At 67.3% G+C, this 18460-nt stretch carries 21 protein-coding genes; 8 read left to right on the top strand and 13 right to left on the bottom strand.

Annotated features, from left to right (window positions below; genetic code table 11):
* Window positions 1-52 precede the first annotated feature (52 nt).
* On the bottom strand, window positions 53-610 hold the full coding sequence (locus VJ897_RS01610) for a peptidylprolyl isomerase (protein ID WP_324052621.1): 558 nt from the start codon (window positions 608-610) through the stop codon (window positions 53-55).
* Window positions 603-1109: a peptidylprolyl isomerase gene (locus tag VJ897_RS01605; RefSeq protein ID WP_324052619.1), complete on the bottom strand. Its 507-nt coding sequence runs from the start codon at window positions 1107-1109 to the stop codon at window positions 603-605. Before VJ897_RS01605 ends, VJ897_RS01610 begins: the two co-directional genes overlap by 8 nt.
* Window positions 1110-1241: 132 nt before the next feature.
* Between VJ897_RS01605 and VJ897_RS01600 the strand changes: the two genes are divergently transcribed.
* The 7 genes from VJ897_RS01600 (at window position 1242) to VJ897_RS01570 (ending at window position 8224) form a co-directional block, all read left to right on the top strand.
* Window positions 1242-2417, top strand: a complete 1176-nt coding sequence (locus tag VJ897_RS01600; protein WP_324052617.1) for a phosphoglycerate kinase — start codon at window positions 1242-1244, stop codon at window positions 2415-2417.
* Window positions 2418-2497: 80 nt separating this feature from the next.
* Window positions 2498-3388 (top strand): fructose bisphosphate aldolase, encoded by an 891-nt coding sequence (locus VJ897_RS01595; RefSeq protein WP_324052615.1) that lies wholly within the window; start codon window positions 2498-2500, stop codon window positions 3386-3388.
* 122 nt (window positions 3389-3510) lie between these two features.
* A complete protein-coding gene (locus VJ897_RS01590; protein WP_324052613.1) occupies window positions 3511-3810 on the top strand; it encodes an FtsB family cell division protein in 300 nt (99 codons plus the stop codon).
* A gap of 146 nt (window positions 3811-3956) precedes the next feature.
* Window positions 3957-4967 carry a pyruvate dehydrogenase (acetyl-transferring) E1 component subunit alpha gene (gene pdhA, locus VJ897_RS01585; protein WP_324052611.1) on the top strand — a complete coding sequence of 337 codons (1011 nt, stop codon included), beginning with the start codon at window positions 3957-3959 and terminating at the stop codon, window positions 4965-4967.
* Between the two features lie 15 nt (window positions 4968-4982).
* Window positions 4983-6356 carry a pyruvate dehydrogenase complex E1 component subunit beta gene (locus tag VJ897_RS01580; protein ID WP_324052609.1) on the top strand — a complete coding sequence of 458 codons (1374 nt, stop codon included), beginning with the start codon at window positions 4983-4985 and terminating at the stop codon, window positions 6354-6356.
* Between the two features lie 11 nt (window positions 6357-6367).
* Entirely contained in the window at window positions 6368-7696 is a 1329-nt protein-coding gene (locus VJ897_RS01575; RefSeq protein WP_324052607.1) for a pyruvate dehydrogenase complex dihydrolipoamide acetyltransferase, read from the top strand.
* 195 nt (window positions 7697-7891) lie between these two features.
* A complete protein-coding gene (locus VJ897_RS01570; protein ID WP_324052605.1) occupies window positions 7892-8224 on the top strand; it encodes a carboxymuconolactone decarboxylase family protein in 333 nt (110 codons plus the stop codon).
* On the opposite strand, the gene VJ897_RS01565 is transcribed toward VJ897_RS01570, so the two are convergent.
* Together VJ897_RS01565 and cysE are read right to left on the bottom strand one after the other, a co-directional pair.
* A complete protein-coding gene (locus VJ897_RS01565) occupies window positions 8221-9423 on the bottom strand; it encodes a permease (protein WP_324052604.1) in 1203 nt (400 codons plus the stop codon). The two genes, VJ897_RS01570 and VJ897_RS01565, sit on opposite strands and share 4 nt — an antisense overlap.
* A 25-nt stretch (window positions 9424-9448) precedes the next feature.
* A complete protein-coding gene (gene cysE, locus VJ897_RS01560) occupies window positions 9449-10258 on the bottom strand; it encodes a serine O-acetyltransferase (RefSeq protein ID WP_324052602.1) in 810 nt (269 codons plus the stop codon).
* Between the two features lie 82 nt (window positions 10259-10340).
* Here cysE and VJ897_RS01555 point away from each other — a divergent pair, with 82 nt between their 5' ends.
* Window positions 10341-10679 (top strand): TraR/DksA family transcriptional regulator, encoded by a 339-nt coding sequence (locus tag VJ897_RS01555; protein ID WP_324052601.1) that lies wholly within the window; start codon window positions 10341-10343, stop codon window positions 10677-10679.
* On the opposite strand, the gene VJ897_RS01550 is transcribed toward VJ897_RS01555, so the two are convergent.
* Genes VJ897_RS01550 through VJ897_RS01510 form a run of 9 tightly spaced genes read right to left on the bottom strand, consistent with a single transcriptional unit; the run spans window position 10589 to window position 18442 of the window.
* Window positions 10589-10981, bottom strand: coding sequence for a DUF7742 family protein (locus tag VJ897_RS01550; protein ID WP_527251205.1), 393 nt, complete (start codon window positions 10979-10981; stop codon window positions 10589-10591). The two genes, VJ897_RS01555 and VJ897_RS01550, sit on opposite strands and share 91 nt — an antisense overlap.
* Window positions 10981-14883, bottom strand: coding sequence for a baseplate multidomain protein megatron (locus tag VJ897_RS01545; protein WP_324052597.1), 3903 nt, complete (start codon window positions 14881-14883; stop codon window positions 10981-10983). The genes VJ897_RS01550 and VJ897_RS01545 overlap by 1 nt, the downstream gene beginning before the upstream one ends.
* Before the next feature lie 3 nt (window positions 14884-14886).
* Window positions 14887-15327 carry an NlpC/P60 family protein gene (locus VJ897_RS01540; protein ID WP_324052596.1) on the bottom strand — a complete coding sequence of 147 codons (441 nt, stop codon included), beginning with the start codon at window positions 15325-15327 and terminating at the stop codon, window positions 14887-14889.
* Window positions 15324-16226, bottom strand: coding sequence for a phage/gene transfer agent baseplate hub protein (locus VJ897_RS01535; RefSeq protein ID WP_324052594.1), 903 nt, complete (start codon window positions 16224-16226; stop codon window positions 15324-15326). Before VJ897_RS01535 ends, VJ897_RS01540 begins: the two co-directional genes overlap by 4 nt.
* A complete protein-coding gene (locus VJ897_RS01530) occupies window positions 16223-16855 on the bottom strand; it encodes a phage distal tail protein, Rcc01695 family (RefSeq protein ID WP_324052592.1) in 633 nt (210 codons plus the stop codon). The genes VJ897_RS01535 and VJ897_RS01530 overlap by 4 nt, the downstream gene beginning before the upstream one ends.
* A gap of 11 nt (window positions 16856-16866) precedes the next feature.
* Window positions 16867-17526, bottom strand: coding sequence for an RcGTA-type gene transfer agent tail tape measure protein (locus VJ897_RS01525; RefSeq protein WP_324052590.1), 660 nt, complete (start codon window positions 17524-17526; stop codon window positions 16867-16869).
* Window positions 17513-17707, bottom strand: a complete 195-nt coding sequence (locus VJ897_RS01520; RefSeq protein WP_324052588.1) for a rcc01693 family protein — start codon at window positions 17705-17707, stop codon at window positions 17513-17515. The genes VJ897_RS01525 and VJ897_RS01520 overlap by 14 nt, the downstream gene beginning before the upstream one ends.
* Window positions 17708-17711: 4 nt before the next feature.
* On the bottom strand, window positions 17712-18026 hold the full coding sequence (locus VJ897_RS01515) for a gene transfer agent family protein (RefSeq protein ID WP_324052586.1): 315 nt from the start codon (window positions 18024-18026) through the stop codon (window positions 17712-17714).
* A complete protein-coding gene (locus VJ897_RS01510; RefSeq protein WP_324052584.1) occupies window positions 18026-18442 on the bottom strand; it encodes a phage major tail protein, TP901-1 family in 417 nt (138 codons plus the stop codon). Before VJ897_RS01510 ends, VJ897_RS01515 begins: the two co-directional genes overlap by 1 nt.
* Window positions 18443-18460 lie beyond the last annotated feature (18 nt).

The following is an 18460-nucleotide window of genomic DNA, read 5'->3' as shown; positions in this document are numbered from 1 at the left end:
GCCCGGGCCGGGCCACGCGGCCCAGCCCCCCTGACCCGAACGTGATCGGATGTCAGTCGGTGACACGCACCTGCGCCATCCAGTCGGGTTCCCCGATCACCGCGCCGTTGCGGCCTGCGCCGCGCTTGATGGCATCCACCACGTCCATGCCCGCGGTCACCTCTCCGACGACGGTATACTGCCCGTCCAAGTGGGGTGCGGGGGCGAACATGATGAAGAACTGGCTGTTGGCGCTGTCGGGATCGGCCGCCCGGGCCATGCCGACCGTGCCGCGATCAAAGGACACCTCGTCCGAGAACTCGGCCCCGAGATTGCCCATGTCCGAGCCACCGGTGCCGGCGCGGCGCATGTCGAAGCCGTCGGCCGCACGGTCGCCGTATTGCACGTCGCCGGTCTGGGCCATGAAACCGTCGATCACCCGGTGGAAGACCACGCCGTCATAGGCGCCATCGGCGGCCAGAGTGGCAATCCGGTCGGCGTGGGCCGGTGCGGTCTCCTCGAACAAGTCGATGGCGATGGTGCCGTTGGCCTCGCCCGCGACGTCGATTTCCAGCCCCGTGGCGGCGGCCTGCGTGCCCGTCAGGGCCAGGACAAGGGCGAGACTACGCATCGGCGGCCACCTTCACGCTGACCATCTGGTCGGGATCGCGGGGCGGCTCGCCCCGCGTGATGCCATCGACCAGGTCCATGCCCTCGATCACGCGGCCATAGACCGTGTATTGACCGTTGAGGAAGTGATTGTCCTTGAAACTGATGAAAAACTGAGAATTGGCCGAGTTGGGGTTGGCCGCGCGCGCCGCGCCGATGGTGCCCCGGTCATGCGGCAGCTTGGAAAACTCCGCCGGAAGGTCGGGCTTGTCTGATCCGCCGGTGCCCGCGCGCGACGGGTTGAACCCGGTGTTGGTGTTGCCGAACTGCACATCGCCGGTCTGGGCCATGAAACCGTCGATCACCCGGTGAAAGATTACGCCGTCATAGGCACCCGCGCGGGCCAGTTCCTTCATCCGTTCGCAGTGCTTGGGCGCGACATCGGGCAGAAGCTCGACCGTGACGGTGCCGCCTTCCAGTTCGATGAGGATCGTGTTCTCGGGGTCTTTGATCTCGGCCATGCCGTTCTCCTTGGCTGTCTGTCAGCCGCAACCTATGCCGCCCCCCGGCCCTTGCCAAGCGCGCGCTTGACGCGCGGGGTGTAAAAGCACAGACACGGGGCCGACCAAGACAGGCGGCAAAAGGGGACCGGGATGCGCTGGAAGACGCTCGACGACATGGACCTGGACGGCAAGACAGTGCTGACCCGCGTTGATATCAACGTGCCGGTCGAGGGTGGCCGCGTCACCGACGCGACCCGGATAGAGCGGATCAAGCCGACGGTAGACGACATTCTTGCCAAGGGGGGCAAGCCGGTTCTGATGGCGCACTTCGGCCGGCCCAAGGGCCAGCCCGACCCGGAGATGTCGCTGCGCCACGTCCAGCCCGCGCTGCAGGATGTTCTGGGGCGGGACGTCACCTTCATCGAGCGGGCCGACCGCGGCACGATCGACGCCACCGCGGGCGTGATCCTGCTGGAAAACACCCGTTTCAGCCCGCAGGAAACAGACAACGACCCGGAAATGGCGCAATTCCTGGCCGGCCTGGGCGATGTCTACTGCAACGATGCCTTTTCCGCCGCCCACCGCGCCCACGCCAGCACCGAGGGCGTCGCGCACCTGCTGCCCAATTGCGCGGGTCGCCTGATGGCGCAGGAACTGGGTGCGCTGGAAAAGGCGCTTGGCCATCCCGACCGGCCCGTGGTGGCCGTGGTGGGCGGCGCCAAGGTCTCGACCAAGCTGGACCTGCTGGGCAACCTGATCGGGCGCGTGGACACGCTGGTGATCGGCGGCGGCATGGCCAACACCTTTCTTGCCGCCCGGGGCATCGACGTGGGCAAATCGCTGTGCGAGCACGACCTGGCCGAGACAGCCCGCGAGATCATGACACGGGCCGAGGCCGGAGGCTGCACGATCCTGCTGCCCTCCGACGTGGTCGTGGCACGCGAATTCAAGGCCGGCGCTGCGCACGAGGTTGTGGCCGCCGAGGCCTGCCCGGCGGATGCCATGATCCTGGATGCCGGGCCCGAGGCGGTCAGGGCCGTCATCGCCGCGCTGGAGCAGGCGAAGACACTGGTCTGGAACGGCCCCCTGGGCGCCTTCGAGATCTCCCCCTTCGACACCGCCACGAACGCCGCCGCCGCCCGCGCCGCCGAGCTGTCCAGGGCGGGCAAGCTGGTCTCGGTCGCCGGGGGCGGCGATACGGTCGCGGCCCTGAACAAGGCCGGTGCGGCCGGAGATTTCAGCTATATCTCCACCGCCGGGGGGGCCTTCCTGGAGTGGATGGAGGGCAAGACGCTGCCCGGCGTCGCGGCGCTTGAAGGCGACTGACGCCGTTAGCGCCACCATGATTGCCGGGGCTTTGCGCCCGGCATAGAATCTTGATGAGTACAGACAAGACGGAGCCGACCATGACCGACAAAGCCCAAGCCGACCAGATGCGAAGTGCCACCGGCTTCATCGCGGCGCTGGACCAGTCGGGTGGCTCCACCCCCAAGGCCCTTGCGCAATACGGCGTCGCAGAAAACGAGTATTCCGGCGAGGCCGAGATGTTCGACATGGTCCACGCCATGCGGTCGCGCATCGTCAAGTCGCCCGCCTTCAGCGGCGAGAAGGTGATCGGCGCGATCCTGTTCGAGATGACCATGGACCGCGAGATCGACGGCATCCCGAGCGCGCGGTTCCTGTGGGAGCAGCGCGGTGTCGTGCCTTTCCTGAAGGTTGACAAGGGGCTGGAGGAGGCAAGCAATGGCGTGCGCCTGATGAAGCCCATCCCGACGCTGGATACCATGTGTGAACGCGCGGTGGGTCACGGGGTCTTCGGCACCAAGATGCGTTCGGTCATCGACGCGGCCAATGCAGCGGGCATTCGCGCCAACGTGGCCCAACAGTTCCAGTATGGCGAACAGATCATGCGCCATGGCCTCATGCCGATCCTGGAACCCGAGGTGACGATCTCGATTTCCGACAAGGCCGAGGCCGAGAATATCCTTATGGACGAGTTGCTGTCGGGTCTCGATGCCCTGCCCGAAGGCCAGGAGGTCATGCTGAAACTGTCTCTGCCGACAGTGGCGAACCACTACAAGCCGCTGATCGACCACCCCAAGGTGATGCGGGTTGTGGCGCTGTCGGGCGGTTACGGCCGCGACGAGGCCAACGCGCTGCTGGAACAGAACCACGGCATGATCGCCAGCTTCAGCCGGGCGCTGGCCGAGGGACTGTCAGCGCAGCAATCCGACGCGGAATTCGACGCCACCATCGCCGCCTCGATCGACAGCATTTTCCGGGCCTCCAGCACCTGAACGAAGCGGTTGCCGTCGCGGCACGCCCGCCCGGGCGGGAAAAAGGGGATTCACAAAGCGAATCGACTGTGCGAATCTGTTTTCCAAGCGGGGCAGGCTGACCCCGCATCGACGAGGCAGACATGACCACACGCAGGCGCGCGCCCCTGGGCGCTATCCTCTATTTCACCGGGCTGTTGCTGCTGGGGCTCTATTTCACCTTTGCCGCCGTGCAGGGGGATTACGGCGTGTTCAAGCGTGCCGAGATCGAGGCCGAGGGTGCCGACCTGACCGAGCGCCTGGCGGTGCTGGAGGCAGAGGTCGCCCGGATGGAAAACCTGACCCGCCGGCTCTCGGACAGCTACCTGGACCTGGACCTGCTGGACGAACAGGCCCGAGAGGTGCTGGGCCTGATCCGCGCCGACGAGATCGTCATTCGCTGAGCCCCGGGGTCAAGCCATGCGCCCCGCGCAAGGCGGGGTTTCGCGCCCCGGCCCCGCGCCCCCACATTCCCGGTGGATTTTCGCCAGACCCTCTTGTAGGAATAGTTTAATACTAAACTATCCGCTCTGCGTCAGGGGGAGGATCCATGCCTGCGAAGAAGACCACGAAGAAACCCAACGTCTCGGCCGAGGCCCTTAAGGCCTATTACAAGGACATGCTGCTGATCCGGCGATTCGAGGAAAAGGCCGGCCAGCTTTACGGGATGGGCCTGATCGGCGGGTTCTGCCACCTCTACATCGGCCAGGAAGCCGTCGTCGTCGGCCTGGAGGCCGCCGCCGAGGAGGGTGACAAGCGCATCACCACCTACCGCGACCACGGCCACATGCTGGCCTGCGGAATGGACCCCAATGGCGTCATGGCAGAACTGACCGGCCGCGCGGATGGCTATTCGGGCGGCAAGGGCGGCTCGATGCACATGTTTTCCAAGGAAAAGGACTTCTACGGCGGCCACGGCATCGTCGGGGCCAACGTCCCGCTGGGCGCGGGGCTGGCGTTTGCCGACAAGTACAACGAGACTGATCGCGTGACCTTCACCTATTTCGGGGACGGTGCGGCCAACCAGGGCCAGGTCTACGAGACCTTCAACATGGCCGCCCTTTGGGAGTTGCCGGTCATCTTCGTCATCGAGAACAACCAGTATGCCATGGGCACAGCGCAGCAGCGCTCGACGTCCAGCGCCGACCTTTACAAGCGCGGCGCCGCCTTCGGCATCCCCGGCGAGATGGTCGACGGCATGGACGTGCTGGCGGTCAAGGAGGCGGGCGACAAGGCCGTCGCGCACTGCCGCGCGGGCAAGGGACCCTACATCCTGGAAATCAAGACCTATCGCTACCGCGGCCACTCCATGTCCGACCCGGCGAAATACCGCACCCGCGAGGAGGTCCAGAAGATGCGCGAGGAACGCGACCCCATCGAACATATCCGCACCATGCTGCTGGAGGGCGAGCACGCCACCGAAGAGGATCTCAAGGCCATCGACAAGGAGACCAAGGAGATCATCAACCAAAGCGCCGAGTTCGCCAAGGAAAGCCCCGAACCCGATCTGGACGCGCTCTGGACCGATATCTACGCGGCCGAAATTCCGCAGGAAGCCTGAGGGAGGATCACAGACATGGCTACCGAAATTCTCATGCCCGCCCTCTCGCCCACCATGGAGGAAGGCACGCTCGCCAAGTGGCTGGTCAAGGAAGGCGACACCGTCAACGCCGGTGATATTCTGGCCGAGATCGAGACCGACAAGGCCACGATGGAATTCGAGGCCGTGGACGAGGGAGTCATCGGCAAGATTCTCGTCGCGGAAGGCACCGAGGGTGTCAAGGTCAACGCTCCCATCGCCATGATCGGCGAAGAGGGCGAGGACATGGACGCAGCAGCCCCGAGCGGGGCTGAAACGCCGGCGGCGCCGGAACCGGACCAGGCCGCCGCCCCGGCCCCGGCCCCGGCCAAGGCCGCGCCCGCAGCACCCCAGGCCGACCAGAGCCCCGACTGGCCCGAGGGCACGGAAATGACCACCATGACCGTGCGAGAGGCGCTCAACACCGCCATGATCGAAGAAATGGAGCGCGACAGCGGCGTCTTTCTCATGGGCGAGGAGGTTGCCGAATACGAGGGCGCCTACAAGATCACCCAGGGATTGCTGGACAAGTTCGGCCCCAAGCGCGTCGTGGACACGCCGATCACCGAGCATGGTTTTGCCGGGATCGCGGTGGGTGCGGCCTTTGGCGGGCTCAAGCCCATCGTCGAATTCATGACCTTCAATTTCGCCATGCAGGCAATTGATCAGATCGTGAACTCTGCGGCCAAGACGCTCTACATGTCCGGCGGTCAGATGGGGGCCCCAATGGTCTTTCGCGGGCCGAACGGCGCCGCCGCCCGCGTCGGCGCCCAGCACAGCCAGGACTATTCCGCCTGGTACGCGCATATCCCCGGCCTGAAGGTCGCGATCCCCTATTCCGCGGCCGACGCCAAGGGCCTGCTGAAATCCGCCATTCGCGACCCCAACCCGGTGATTTTCCTTGAAAACGAGATCCTCTACGGCCGCTCCTTCGAAGTTCCGGTGCTGGACGATTTCACCCTGCCCTTCGGCAAGGCCCGTATCGAACGCGCCGGGTCGGATGTCACCATCGTCTCGTTCGGCATCGGCATGACCTATGCCATGGAGGCCGCCGAGAAGCTCGCCGAAGAGGGCGTGCAGGCCGAGGTCGTCAACCTGCGCACCCTGCGCCCGCTGGATTACGACACGGTCCTCGACAGCGTCCGCAAGACGAACCGCATGGTCACCGTGGAAGAGGGTTGGCCCGTTGGGGCCATCGGCAACCACCTTTCGGCCCATGTGATGACCCACGCCTTCGACTACCTCGACGCGCCGGTCCTGAACCTCTGCGGCAAGGACGTGCCGATGCCCTATGCGGCCAATCTCGAACGCCACGCCCTGGTGACCACGGACGAGGTCATCGAGGCCGTGAACCAAGTCACCTACCGGTAAGGAGCGTCCCGATGGCAACCGAAATTCTCATGCCCGCCCTCTCGCCCACCATGGAGGAAGGCACGCTCGCCAAGTGGCTGGTCAAGGAGGGTGATACCGTGAATGCCGGCGACCTGCTGGCCGAGATCGAGACCGACAAGGCCACGATGGAATTCGAGGCGGTGGACGAGGGCGTCATCGGCAAGATCCTCGTGGGCGAGGGCACCGAGGGCGTCAAGGTCAACACCCCCATCGCCGTGATCGGCGAAGAGGGCGAGGACATGGCCGATGCCGGGACCGCATCCCCGTCGGCCCCGGAGGCCAAGGCCGACGCGGGCAAGGAGGCGGCCGCCCCGGGCGGCTCCGACGCGCCCGACACCCCTGCCCCCTCCGAGACCGCGACAGCCGCCCCCGCCGCCCCGGTCAAGGACGGGACGCGCATCTTCGCCTCGCCTCTGGCACGCCGCATCGCCGCCGACAAGGGGCTGGACCTGACCCTGATCACCGGTTCGGGCCCGCATGGGCGCATCATAAGGGCCGACCTGGAGGGCGCGCAGCCGCAGGCGAAAGCCGAAAAGGCGCCAGAGACCGCGGAAAAGGCCACCGCCGCTGGCGCTGCCATGCCCGCCGGGCCGGATGCCGCGGCCCTGCGCAAGATGTTCGAGGGGCGCGACTACGAAGAGGTCACGCTCAACGGCATGCGCAAGACCGTCGCCGCCCGCCTGACCGAGGCCAAGCAGACGGTTCCGCATTTCTACCTGCGCCGCGACATCGAGCTGGACGCGCTGCTGGAATTCCGCGGCCAGTTGAACAAGCAACTGGAATCCCGCGAAATCAAGCTGTCCGTCAACGACTTCATCATCAAGGCCTGCGCGCTGGCGCTGCAATCCGTTCCGAATGCCAATGCCGTCTGGGCCGGCGATCGCATCCTCAGGCTCAAGCCGTCGGACGTCGGCGTCGCGGTGGCGGTGGATGACGGTCTTTTCGTTCCCGTGCTCAAGGATGCCGAGCAGAAATCCCTCTCGGCCCTGTCCTCGGAGATGAAAGACCTGGCCGGTCGCGCGCGCGACGGCAAGCTCGCCCCGCATGAATACGTCGGCGGCAGCTTCGCGATCTCGAACCTCGGGATGTTCGGGATCGAGAACTTCGACGCGGTCATCAATCCGCCGCACGGCGCAATCCTGGCCGTGGGCGCGGGCGTCAAGAAGCCCGTCGTGGGCGCCGACGGCGAACTGACCACCGCGACGGTCATGTCCACGACGCTGTCCGTCGACCACCGGGTGATCGACGGCGCACTTGGGGCCCAATTGCTGGCCGCGATCAAGGAGAACCTCGAGAACCCGATGGTGATGCTGGCCTGACGGTTGGCACCCCGCATGTGAAAGAGCCGTACCCGGATCCGGGCGCGGCTCTTTCGTTTTTGGCCACCATTTCGCCGGAACCGCGCCGATGCAAGGCGCCGCTGGCACTCCATTTGGCAAGCGCCTGATCTGGCGCAAGGTTTGCGACGCCAGCCCTGTCTAGAACAAGCCCGAAACCAACAAAGGATTCCCCCCATGAACTGGAAAGACGACCTGCGCCACACCACCGGCATCCTGCGCCCCATGCGCGCCGAACAGGCCGATACGGCACAGGGTTTTCATGCCCTGCACGAAGCCGCCCTCGCCCCCGGCGCCATGGCCACCAAGGAAAAGGAGCTGGTGGCGCTGGCCATCGCCATTTCCAAGCAATGCACCGATTGCATCGGCTTTCACATCAAGGCCGCGATCCAGGCCGGGGCCAGCCGCGACGAAGTGGCCGAGACGGTCAATGTCTGCGTGCTGATGAACGGCGGACCGGGCTACATGTACGGCGCCAAGGCCATGGAGGCCTACGACCAACTGGCCTAGAGCACTGCGGCCAGCACCAGCCCCGCCAGAAGCCAAAGCCAGGCCAGGCAGGCCAGCCAGAACAGCACCCGGTCCAGCCCGCCGCCATGGCTGTGGTCATGCTGATGACCATGGCCCCGGCGCCTCCAGGCCAGCCAGCCGAACGCGGCGGTGATCGCCCCGAAGACGAGGTTGAGCCAGAAGGTGTAATCCACTGAGAACCGCTCTTCCGGGGCACGGCGGCTGGCGGCCCCCGCCTCGGGGACCATGTCCAGGGCGTGAAAGCCGTAATGCAGCACCAGCGCCACCGCGACCAGCGCCGCAAGGAACACCGCCGCGATATAGAGCGCCATGCGCCAGCCGTAATAGGTCGCGTGCACCCGGATCACCGGAAATACCACCAGGTCGGAAAAGATGAAGGCCAGCACGCCCGCCATGCTGACCCCGTTCGCGAACAAGAGCCCGGCCAGCGGGATGTTCCCCATCGATCCGATGAAGGTGAAGAACGCGGCGACCGGTCCGATCAGGGCATCGCCGAGGACGGCCAGCGGCCCGGCCCCCGCGCCGCTGCCGGGAAACAGCCAGGTGAAGAACTCGGCCGGGACGACCACGGCAATGATCCCGGCCAGGGTGAAGCCCACTGTCACGTCCTTCCAGACCATGTGCCATTCGCCGAAATAGCGCCCTGCGAGGTCCGACCAGACCGCCCGGCTCTTCAGCAGGTCCGCGGGGTCGGCGTCGGCCTCGTCCGTGTCGGCCTGCAAGCGCTCGCGCACCGCACCGATCAGGCGCCGGGGCCGGGTCAGGGCAACGATGCCCCACATGGCCAGGATCAGCAGGAGCCCACCGACATATTCGGCCACCACGAAGTGCCAGCTCAGGAAGACCGAGATCACGATGCCCAGCTCGATCACGAGGTTGGTCGAGGACAGAAGGAAAGCCATCGCCGGAACGAACCCCGCCCCCTTGGCGAAGAGCGCCCGCGTTGTGGCCAGCGCCGAAAAGCTGCAGGAGGAGGAAATGAACCCGAAAAACGTGGCCAGCGCCACCGCGCGGGCCTGCTTGTCGCCCATGGCGCGGCGCATCTGGGCGCGGCCCACGAACAGCTGGATGGCGGAACTGATGACATAGCCGAGCCCGAAGGCCCAGAACGCCATCCAGAAGAACCCGGCACTGGTCAGCGCCGCATCCGCCCAGAGCGACAGGAACCCGGCCGTCAAACCGTGTGGGGCAGATGGTTGGCCATCACGGCCCCGATTTCAGGATCTGGTCCATGGTGATCGCGGGCTGGGCACAGCCGGCCTCGCCCACCACCTTGGCGGGCACCCCTGCCACGGTGGTGCTCTCGGGCACGTCCGACAGAACGACCGACCCGGCGGCAATGCGCGAGCAGCAGCCGACACGGATGTTGCCCAGGACCTTTGCGCCGGCCCCGATCAGCACGCCGTCGCCGATCTTGGGGTGGCGGTCCTCCTCTTCCTTGCCGGTGCCGCCGAGCGTCACCGAATGCAGCATGGACACATTGTCGCCCACCACGGCCGTTTCACCGATCACGATGGAATGGGCATGGTCGATCATGATGCCGCACCCGATCCGCGCGCCGGGGTGGATGTCCACGCCGTAGACCTCGGAACTGCGCATCTGCACGAAATAGGCAAGATCGCGGCGCCCCTGGGCCCACAGGTAATGCCCCAGCCGATAGGCCTGCATGGCCTGAAACCCCTTGTAATACAGGATCGGCTGCAACAGCCGGTGGCAGGCCGGGTCGCGTTCGTCGATCGCGGCCAGGTCCGCACGCGCAGCCTCGACCAGCCTCGGGTCGTTGGCATAGGCCTCCTCGGCGATCTCGCGCAGCAGCACCATGCTCATCTCGTTCGAGTTCAGCTTTGCCGAGAAGCGATAGGACAGCGCCTTTTCGAGAGTCTTGTGGTGCAGCACGCAGGCATGAATAAGCCCGCCCATCAGCGGTTCTTCCGCGATGGCCTTTTCGGCTTCGGCGGTGATCCGGGCCCAGACCGGGTCGAACTGGGCGAGATGCGGTTGCGGCTGTGCCATGACGGGCCTCCTTTTGTCCGGGTGCTAACCCAGATAGGGTGCATTGGCCAAGAACAAACCCGTGATTGAAAAGGTCACGAAAATGGATGACCACGACATCGCCGAATTGAAACAGGCGCTGGTGGACCGGCTCGCCGCGCTTGACGAGGAAGACGCGCGGGGCACGCAAGGTCAGAGGACCGTGGACCTGGACCAGCAGGCCGTGGGCCGGCTGAGCCGCATGGACGCGCTTCAGAACCAGGCCATGGCCAAGGCCCAGGCCGCGCGCCGCGCGGGCGACCGCCGCCGGGTTCTGGCCGCCCTGGAACGAATGGATGACGGCGAATACGGTTATTGCACGGACTGCGGAGAGGCACTGGCGCCCGCGCGCCTGCGCGCCGACCCCACCCTGCCGCGCTGTCTTTCCTGCACCCGCGGCTGACGCCGCGCGCTCCGGGCCGAGTCCTGCCGCCAGTCCTCCAGGGCCTGCAACAGCACCGCGAGCGCGGCACGGTACTCCGCATCGCAGGCCCGCCGATGGCCGCTGCGCCGCCAGGCCATGGCCTCGGAGGCGAGCGAGCCGCAGCCGCGCCCGGCCACTGGGCGGCGCAGGCGCTTGCGAACCCGGTCGGACAGATGCGCCGCCGCGACCAGCGCTGCGGCCACCCCCGGCCAGTCGGCCCTGGGCCGGGCCAGAAGCACCCGCACCCCCGCGTCCAGGTCGTGCCAGCCCGGTTGCCGCATCACGGAGTGACGGTCAGGCGACGCGCCGGGCCCGGGCCGTATCGGTCCGAGACCTGCGCCACGGATATGGTGACGGCGCCGCTTGCCCCGTCGCTGGCCTGCGCCGCGGCACTGTAGGTCCAGTGCGGGGTGTCGCGCGTGACCTCGCGCAGCAGGGTCTCGCCAGCGCGGACCTGCACGCGGTAGCACTCGTTCGCCTCGCCCAGGGGCACCTCGTCCCGGTCCCAGCTATCGCCCTCGATCCGTGTGCGACGAACCCAGGTGAGCGCAAGGTCGCCACCGGCTTTCGCGGCGCGCAGATGCGCCACCGGGTAGGGCCGCCGCCCGTTGCCGCGAAACGTCTCGCGGCGATACTGGTAGCTGGGGTCGGAAATGGGCCGCATCGCCGGGCCGTAGCGGTAGTGCCGCAGGGTGCCGCGCGCGGCCGGCGCCAGCGCGATCTGTCCGGGTGTGCCGTCCATCAGCACGAAGACCGAACCGACAGGCCAGGTTTCAGGCATCAGCCCGTCGCTGCCCGCCTGGCCGCGCAGCCGCAGGCGCAGGTCGTATGTCCTGTCGCCCACCAGCGTGGCCTCGGCGAACTGGAAAAGCTCCCAGGTGTCCGCGGTGCCATCGCCAATGGCGGCCAGGTTGCCGCCGCCCAGCACCTGGGCCTCGGCGAGGCTTTCCAGCGCTCCGCGGATCAGCCGCACCCGAAGCGCTGCGCCCCGGTCCCAGGTGCCGGGCTGCGCCGCCGCCATGGGTGTTTGCGTCACGCCGATGACCGCCGGGTGGTGCAAGACCCGTTCCAGCGCATACCCTGCGTCCTGGTCCGAGGCATGCAGCGCCACGCTGCCGGGCCAGGGCAGGCCGCTGACGGCGGCATGGGGCGCGAGTTCATCCTCGTCACCGCGCATCAGCGGCAGGTCCATGAGCATCAGTTCCACCGGGATCGGAGCGACATGGGGTTTCAGCACCGGCGCGCTGCCCGGCACCGGGTGACGGTCATGGACCGAGGGATCCACGCGCACCGCCTCGAGCACCTGCCGGTCGGTCTGTTCCGACAGGTCCACGCGGTAAAGCCCGCCGCCCTGCCCCGCAGGCAGGCGCAGCACGTCGCCGGGGCCGAGACCTGCACGCGAGGGCGGCAGGGCAAAGCGCGCCGTGTCGCGCGCCAGCCGCGCCTCGGCCAGCCAGCGTTCGGCGATGCGCAGACCCTCGCCGCGGGTCAGCGCCAATGACAGTTCCGAACGCGCGGTGGTCGGCGTGGTATCGCCCGGGTATATCGCCTCGGTGGCGCGCACCTCGTAGTCACCGTCGGCCTCGACATGGGACAGTTGCAAGCGGCCCACGACCTCGGGCGCCTGGGCACGGGTCAGTTCGATCGCGCCGGGATCGTCTGGCGAGACGGCGAATTCACCGCCCGCAACTTCCGCATCGGCCCGGCCCGTGCGGTGCCGGAAGACCAGCCGGCCGTCCCGCTCGATCGCGTCGAAGCCATAGGCCAGCATCAGCGGTTGCAACGCCGCACGGCCGGTCTCCACATCCGGCAGGCTGTAGCCGCGCACCACGCCAAAAAGCCGGCCGACATCGAAATGCACGATCCCCGCGCTGGTGCAGATCTCGGCCACCACCGCGGCAAGAGACCGCGCCGTGACCCGCCCGTTGATCCAATGCCCCAGCGTGTAGTTCACGGAATCCGACCACAGGTCGGCCCGCCCCGGAAAGGCCGGATAGGGCCGCGCATCCCAGGCCCAGACATGGATGTGGCCGGTGTCGACCATGGGCTGGCCGGTCACGGACGAGACGGGGTTGCCCGCCTGCGATCCGTAGTGATCCTGAAGAACCGTGAGATACTGACGTTGAATGAAGTCGTCGCGCACCCCGGTCGAGGCCCGCGGCAGCCCGCTTTCCGAGGACTTGGGATCGACGAACTTGTTGGGCTGGTTGGTGCCCTTGTCCACGGCCGGGCAGCCGATTTCGGTAAACCAGATCGGCTTGCCCTCGGGCTGCCAGGCGGTGGGCGTGGCCTGGCGCGTGCCGCCGATGCGGTTGTAATGGGCATTCTGCCACCAGCCACGGATGTCCTTGGCCCGCCAGAGCCAGGGTTCGCCCGCGCCGTCGGTGATGGGCGTGCGAATCTGTGCCGCCTCGGCCTCGGGCGAGTGGTAATACCAGTCGTAGTGTTCGCCGCCCTCGATCCCGGCGCGCAGGTAGTCGGGGTTGTAGATGCTGCCCCAGTGGGCATCGGCGTGGTCGTCGCCCTCGCGCCAGTCGCTCAGCGGCAAGTAGTTGTCGATGCCCACGAAATCGCACTCGGGATGCGCCCAGACCTCATCGAGATGGAAATGCTTGTCCGCCGTGCCCGGCGGCTGGTAGCCGTGATACTCGCTCCAGTCCGCTGCATAGCTGATCTTGCAGTCGGGACCGAGGATCGCGCGCACCTCTTCCAGCAGCGTCACCAGGCCCGCCACGAAGGGAAAGCCACCGGCGCCGCGGATCTGTGTCAGCCCACGTAACTCCGAACCCAGGAGGAAGGCATCCACGCCCCCCGCCGCCGCGCAAAGATACGCGTAATGCAGGATGAAGCGACGATAGGACCATTCCTCGGGGCCCGCATACACGACTGTCCCATCATGCGCCGTGAAATCCCCCGGCTGCGCTTGGCCCAGAAACGCCGCAACTTCTGCCTCGGCCTGCGCCGTGCCGTCCGGGCTGCCCTCGACCCCGGCGGCCAGGCTCGCCGTGATGCGCCCGCGCCAGGGCAGGTGCGGCTGGCCCTCGGCACCGGTCCAGGGGTCGGTCAGTATGTTGCCCGCGACCTGGTCCATCAGGATGAACGGATAGAAAACCGGCGACAGGCCCCGCTCGCGCAGCGCGCCGATCGCCTCGATGACCGAGGCATCGGCAGGCGTGCCACCGTAAAGCTTGGCCCCGTTCTGAGCGGCGACCTGGTGCGCCTGGGCGCGCGTCAGACCCGAGACCCGCCAGGGCATCCCGGCGCTGTCGGCCTCTTTCTGGTCCACCTTGGGGCGCAGGTCACAGGTGCCACAGCGCAGGTCGCTCCCGAACCACGACACCACGAGCGCGGCCGAGCCGCAGCCGGGCAGTTCGTCCTGCAAAGCATCCAGCGAAGTGACGAAATCCGTCCGACCCGAGGCTGCGTTGAGGTTGGCCGCCGCCCGGTTCCCGAAGCCGTGATCGAGATAGACCGGTGTGGTCGCCAGGGCATATTCCCCCGTGCCGGGGATCATCGAGACCGCGCGGATTGTCTTGTCGATGCCCGTCCCGGGGCCGCCGGCCTGATCGGGGCGCATGACCTCGAAGTTGAATTGCGGCACCCGGTTGCCGAACTGGCCCAGCGGAAGGTCCTCCATCACCACGTAGGCCGTGCCGCGATAGGCCGGGGCCATCCCCGCACCCTCGACCGCCTCGATCTTCGGGTCGGGCAGCTGGTCCGGCGTGCCGCGGTGCAGCCGCATGTTCAGGTGCTCGGGGGCGACCTCGCGCCCGTCGGCCCAGACCCGGCCCACGCGCGCCACCTCGCCCTCGCAGAGCGCGACGGCCAGGCTGATGGAGTAGCTGTATTCTGTCGTCGCGGGTTGCGGCGCCCCGCCCTTGCCACCGCCTGAACGTTCGCGGTGCTCCCGGAACTCGGTGGCCCAGATCACCTGGCCGGGGATGCGCATCCGTCCGTGCAGCTGGGGCACGGCCGTGCCCTCGCTGGCCCCTGTCAGGCGCAGGCGATCCAGGCGGCCCACCTCGACCGGCTCGCTGCCTGCCCCCAGCAGGCGCTGGTCGATCATCCGTCCCACCGTGGCGCCGACAGCGCGCCCGATCACCGCGGAGCTCAGCCCAAGGACCGAGCCACCGATGGCCCCGCCAGCCGCCATCCCGGCGGCAGAAAGTACAATCGTGGCCATGGACTACTCCTTTTCAGTGAGAGGGGGAAAGGCGAAGGCGGCCACCAGCCGCCTGCGCCATGGGGCCGAAAGATCGGAGTCGATCACCCCGTGTCCCCGGTAGGCATGCACGAAGCGCGGCCGCGCGCCATCGGCGACCATCAGACCAAGGTGCTTGGCAACCGCGCCACGCCGCATGCGGAACAGAAGCACATCACCCGGCCGCACCATCGCAGGGGGCTTGCGGATCAAATGGACCTCCAGCCCGGCGGCGAGGAGTTCCCGCCCCTGCGGTTCGGACCAATCCCAGGTATAGGCCGGCACCGGCAGCGGCGGAGTGCCGCTGTGCTCGGCCCAGACCCCCCGGACCAGGCCAAGACAGTCGCAACCCACGCCGCGCAGGCAGGCCTGGTGGTGATAGGGCGTGCCGATCCAGCCCCGCGCGATCTCGACCAGCGCAGTCATGATGGCAGACCCGAGTGTACAGGAGTCAGGCTTCCGCCGCCGTTGCTCTCGCCTTGGCGGGGCACCCGCATGAGCCAGTCTTCACCCGGAATATGAGGAAAGCCCTGGAAATTTATGAAATTGCTGAATTTGAGGCGGCATGTCTTTCTGCGTTTGTCACAGCCGGCCACGACGCGCACCCGGTCGCCAGGCCCCGGCGCCGCCCCCAGTGGCGCCCAAAGGGCCACCGTGCGCGAGCCATCCTCGGCAAAGGTGTCGTGTTTTATGTGCTGACACAGGCCCGCCGCGGGGCCGGTCAGAACCTCCAGCGTGCCGCGGGTGAACCAGCCAGGTTCATAGGCGTCCAGCCCGTTGAACCACAGCACCCGGGCCCCTTCAACGCCCGCAACTTCGGCGTGCGCGGAATAGGCCGGGTCAGACAGGTCCACCCGGCAGCGCGCGTCCCCCAGCACGGCGCTGCACGGCGCCTGGTAGACACGCCCCTGCGGCTGGTTGAGGGCCTCGGTCAGGCCGCGCAACTCGGCATGAAAGGCCCCGGCCTGGCGGCGAACCTCGCCAAGATGCCCGCGAAACCGCAGGACGCGCTGGGTCGGGTCCGCCCAGTTCACCTGCCAGAGCCGCAACTCGGCCCCGTCATAGCGACCGGCCTCGATGTCGGTCTCTGTGATGGCGGCATCGCTGAGGGCGCCCATGGCCTCGGTATTGTCCACCGACAGACCCGTACCCGCCATGACCGCCCGCGCGGTCAATCCAGATTGCGCCTTGAAATCAATACCCTCAAACGCAATGCTCAGGTCGTGATCGGTAAAGCCATGGGTCACGCCGTCGACCCGCGTGATGGCCCAGCAGCGACATAGCGTCGTCAGGCCCGTTTCCAGGTGATCCGTCAGACCGGTCATACCCGCACCTCGACAACCGGCACCTCCGGCACCTCGCCGGCCTGGAAATTCGCGACGCTGGTGCGGATCTGGTCGATGTCGAAACGCACCGGGACGTCGAACTCGAACCCCGCCGTGACCTCGGCCTGAAGATCCGGTGGATGGCCAAAGGTGATGACGCCCGTGGTCACGTCGATCTCGTAGTCCACGCCCTGCTGCACCGGGTCGCCGCTGACCTGGACATGCACGCGGCCCGCCACCGGCTTGGCAATCGGGCGGAAATAGCTGTGCTCACCTGAACGATATGTTTTAACGAGCTGAAAATCCTTGCGACTCTCGTCACCCATGCCAAGAAGTTGATCGCCGTCGACGACCCCCTGCGAGGGCGGCGACGACTTGAAGTCGCCCCAGTCCTTCCAGCGGAATCCATAGAGCTGCCCCCGGCGTGCCTCGAAGAAGTCCACCAACGCGGCCACGTCATCGAGCGAGCGCAGCCCCATCCCCGCATCATAGCGGCGGCGCGAATGCGCCCACGGCGTGTTGCGCTCCTCGAAGCCGTTGGCCAGCGTGACCACCTCGGTGCGCCGTTCCGGCCCGCCGATCGAGCCGAAGCTCAGCGAGGCGGGAAACCTGATCTCGTGAAAGTTCATTTCTCGACTCCTCAGCGGTTGCGTTGGCCGCGCGCCACCAGCCGCGACATCCGCGCGGCGATCTGGCCCTGGCTGCGCTGGAATCCGGCCACGTCCGGGGTCGTGATGTTCATGGTGACGTTCACCGGGCCACCCCCCTGGCCGCGCACGCCCAAACGCCCGTCGCTGCCACGGGCCAGCGGCATGATGGCCTCGGGCCCCGCCTCGCCCATCAGCCCGGTGCCCCCGCGCATGGGAAAGGTGGTGGCCCGATCAACCACGCCACCGCGGGCAAAGGGCAGCACCCGCCCGTTTGACAGCGCCCCGCCCTTGGCAAAGGGCATCATCCCCGAGACCAGCGAATTGACACCATCGGCCAACATCCCGCCGAAATGATCGGTCACCGGCCGCATCGCGTTGTTGTAGACGGTTTTCGACATGGCCTCGGCCACGGTCGACAGCGCATCCGACAGTTTCATGCCGTCGAAGACCAGCCCGTCGAAGGCACGGCGCAACCCGCCGGAAAAGCCGCGCTCCAGCTTGCCCAGGTCGCGGGTCGTTTCGGTCAGGGTCGATTGGGTTGCCCGCAACTGCCCCTCGAAGGCATCGGTCAGCGTCGTCACCGTGCCCAGTGTCTGTTCCAGCGCGCGCGCCTCGTCTTCAAGCGCTTCGAACCCGTCAATCTCGTCCATCTCTCGCTCCTTCATCCGGGAAGGCCCGGCTCAGTTCCTCAAGGCGTTGGCGCGCCATGGGCGCGGCGGCGGTGTCCACGCCCAGCATCAACCACAGCTCGGCCGGGGTAAGGGCCCAGAACTCGGCCGGGCGCAGTCCAAGGTGCCCCAGTCCCCCGCGTAAAAGGGCGGCCCAGTCCATGCGGTTACTCCGGCACCGCAAAGGCACGTGCCAGAAGCTCGGCCGCGACCTGCGCGGCCCGCACCAGTCCGCCCTCGATCTCGGCGCTGACCAGGTCGCGCGGGCCGCCTTGCCAACCGCCACCACGCAGCCCGGCCACGATCAACGCCAGCACGTCCCGGCTGGAATAGCGGCCTTCGTCGAAGCGGCGCACCAGGTCGGGCAGGCTCTCGCCGCCGAGGGAATGCTCCAGTTCGGCCAACGCCCCGAGGGTCAGCTTGCAGAGGTGTGCCTGCCCGTCGATCACCAGCGCCACCTCGCCTGCCTGCGGGTTGACCATCACGGCAGCGCCGTGAAATCGACCGGGCCGGCCGAGGCCAGCGCCATCTCGTAGGTTGCCTCGCCGTCGTGACTGCCGGCATATTCGATAGATCCCACCTGGAACCGGCCCTGCACGGTGCCGAAATCGGGAATGATGACCTGGAATTCCGGCGTCTCGCCGTCAAAGAAGATCTGGCGCACCCGCTCGTCCGTGGCCGCGTCGCGGAAGACACCCGAGCCGCTGATCTCGGCGGTCTTGACGCCCGCCCCGCCCAGCAGCTCGCGCCAGCCGCCTGTGCTCTCCATGCTAGTCACATCCACGCTCTCGGAATTGAAGGCGATCCGCGTGGCGCGCAGACCGGCGGCGGTATGAAACTGGCCATCGCCGGTCATGTCGATCTTGATGAGAAGGTCCTTGCCATTCTGGGCTGCCATGTGTCTTGCTCCGATGAG

The sequence above is a fragment of the Salibaculum sp. genome (assembly GCF_035270045.1).
GTDB lineage: Bacteria > Pseudomonadota > Alphaproteobacteria > Rhodobacterales > Rhodobacteraceae > Salibaculum.
This window is presented reverse-complemented; position numbering and strand designations above follow the sequence as displayed.

Excerpts from the sequence above, each read along its gene's own strand:
- VJ897_RS01510 (WP_324052584.1), bottom strand. The coding sequence starts at position 18,442 with ATGGCAGCCCAGAATGGCAAGGACCTTCTCATCAAGATCGACATGACC.
- VJ897_RS01535 (WP_324052594.1), bottom strand. The coding sequence starts at position 16,226 with ATGACCGGTCTGACGGATCACCTGGAAACGGGCCTGACGACGCTATGT.
- VJ897_RS01600 (WP_324052617.1), top strand. The coding sequence starts at position 1,242 with ATGCGCTGGAAGACGCTCGACGACATGGACCTGGACGGCAAGACAGTG.
- VJ897_RS01570 (WP_324052605.1), top strand. The coding sequence starts at position 7,892 with ATGAACTGGAAAGACGACCTGCGCCACACCACCGGCATCCTGCGCCCC.
- VJ897_RS01580 (WP_324052609.1), top strand. The coding sequence starts at position 4,983 with ATGGCTACCGAAATTCTCATGCCCGCCCTCTCGCCCACCATGGAGGAA.
- VJ897_RS01540 (WP_324052596.1), bottom strand. The coding sequence starts at position 15,327 with ATGACTGCGCTGGTCGAGATCGCGCGGGGCTGGATCGGCACGCCCTAT.
- VJ897_RS01555 (WP_324052601.1), top strand. The coding sequence starts at position 10,341 with ATGGATGACCACGACATCGCCGAATTGAAACAGGCGCTGGTGGACCGG.
- VJ897_RS01590 (WP_324052613.1), top strand. The coding sequence starts at position 3,511 with ATGACCACACGCAGGCGCGCGCCCCTGGGCGCTATCCTCTATTTCACC.
- VJ897_RS01610 (WP_324052621.1), bottom strand. The coding sequence starts at position 610 with ATGCGTAGTCTCGCCCTTGTCCTGGCCCTGACGGGCACGCAGGCCGCC.
- VJ897_RS01575 (WP_324052607.1), top strand. The coding sequence starts at position 6,368 with ATGGCAACCGAAATTCTCATGCCCGCCCTCTCGCCCACCATGGAGGAA.
- VJ897_RS01515 (WP_324052586.1), bottom strand. The coding sequence starts at position 18,026 with ATGGTCAACCCGCAGGCAGGCGAGGTGGCGCTGGTGATCGACGGGCAG.
- VJ897_RS01520 (WP_324052588.1), bottom strand. The coding sequence starts at position 17,707 with ATGGACTGGGCCGCCCTTTTACGCGGGGGACTGGGGCACCTTGGACTG.
- VJ897_RS01605 (WP_324052619.1), bottom strand. The coding sequence starts at position 1,109 with ATGGCCGAGATCAAAGACCCCGAGAACACGATCCTCATCGAACTGGAA.
- VJ897_RS01545 (WP_324052597.1), bottom strand. The coding sequence starts at position 14,883 with ATGGCCACGATTGTACTTTCTGCCGCCGGGATGGCGGCTGGCGGGGCC.
- VJ897_RS01525 (WP_324052590.1), bottom strand. The coding sequence starts at position 17,526 with ATGGACGAGATTGACGGGTTCGAAGCGCTTGAAGACGAGGCGCGCGCG.
- cysE (WP_324052602.1), bottom strand. The coding sequence starts at position 10,258 with ATGGCACAGCCGCAACCGCATCTCGCCCAGTTCGACCCGGTCTGGGCC.
- pdhA (WP_324052611.1), top strand. The coding sequence starts at position 3,957 with ATGCCTGCGAAGAAGACCACGAAGAAACCCAACGTCTCGGCCGAGGCC.
- VJ897_RS01595 (WP_324052615.1), top strand. The coding sequence starts at position 2,498 with ATGACCGACAAAGCCCAAGCCGACCAGATGCGAAGTGCCACCGGCTTC.
- VJ897_RS01530 (WP_324052592.1), bottom strand. The coding sequence starts at position 16,855 with ATGAACTTTCACGAGATCAGGTTTCCCGCCTCGCTGAGCTTCGGCTCG.
- VJ897_RS01550 (WP_527251205.1), bottom strand. The coding sequence starts at position 10,981 with ATGCGGCAACCGGGCTGGCACGACCTGGACGCGGGGGTGCGGGTGCTT.